Raw genomic sequence first — 963 nt, forward strand, 5'->3', positions numbered from 1 at the left:
CCACCACACAGGCATCCTACCACTACCCGCCGCGCCGATAATTCCGTGATCGCGCCAGTATCATCAAGCCGCCCGGTCTGTTTGCACGTTCGGCGAACGCTCAACAACACGACTTGACGGCCTGTGTCTGGCGTCTGAAAAGGGCTGGCCTGCGGACGTGGCGGAATTGGTAGACGCAAGGGACTTAAAATCCCTCGATCTCTGATCGTACGGGTTCGATTCCCGTCGTCCGCACCACCCTTCGCTCTTCGAGCTTCGGGTGGCAGGCCACCTGAAGCTCGGCAGGTTCGTACTTCATCCGTTCAGGCGCACCAATTCACCGGCTACCGCTTTGTTGGCATCTCTACGCCTCGAACACTTTCTCAGTGAACCATTCCGCCAACCTGGCAAGCTCCGGCCCCAGCACGCGATCGGCGCCGACAGGCGGCACGATAGCTCTGATTTGATCGACGAAGGAACGCAGTGCCGGCGGCGGCGTCCGTTCGGTGACGTGCAGCGCCTGCGAGGCGATCATTGCCAGCATCGCCATGGCGGCATCGACGCAGCGGCCGGCGGTCGCTTCCTTGGCCCATGCGAAGAACGCCGTCGTGGCGACGTCGTCCTGCCCCGCGCCAGCCGATTCCGTGCCCGGAATGAAGGTGCGCTGTGCGGCCAGCTTGGCCTGCTCGAGATAGCCGGTGATCGCCATCGGCACATAGCCGACATTGCCATGGCCATCGCTGTCGGCTGAGTGACGTCCGGTCATCAGCAGATCCGGCAGCAGCGACACCTTGCCGTTCAGAAGCTTCGAGGCGTGGCGGTCGCAGAGCAGGCAGATGTCGGCCCATATCGCCGCCAGATCGTCCAGCGCCGGCGTTGCCATCGCATTGTGATAGCCGCCGGTCGAGATGCAGCGGCCGAGCCGATCTGCATCGTCGGGCGGGATGTAGACGGGATTGTCCGATATCGAGGCCAGCGACACAT

At 63.1% G+C, this 963-nt stretch carries 1 protein-coding gene and 1 tRNA gene; one reads left to right on the forward strand and one right to left on the reverse strand.

Features of this window, described 5'->3' with window-relative positions:
- Window positions 1–151: 151 nt before the first annotated feature.
- Window positions 152–237: transfer RNA gene (locus tag EOA22_RS35220), tRNA-Leu, on the forward strand.
- Window positions 238–343: 106 nt separating this feature from the next.
- Here EOA22_RS35220 and EOA22_RS35225 read toward each other — a convergent pair.
- Window positions 344–963 (reverse strand): aromatic amino acid lyase (locus EOA22_RS35225; protein ID WP_164756249.1); only part of this gene is annotated, 620 nt, incomplete at its 5' end.

Origin of the sequence: Mesorhizobium sp. M7A.F.Ca.US.014.04.1.1, assembly GCF_003998745.1 — a bacterium.
Taxonomy (GTDB): domain Bacteria; phylum Pseudomonadota; class Alphaproteobacteria; order Rhizobiales; family Rhizobiaceae; genus Mesorhizobium; species Mesorhizobium ciceri.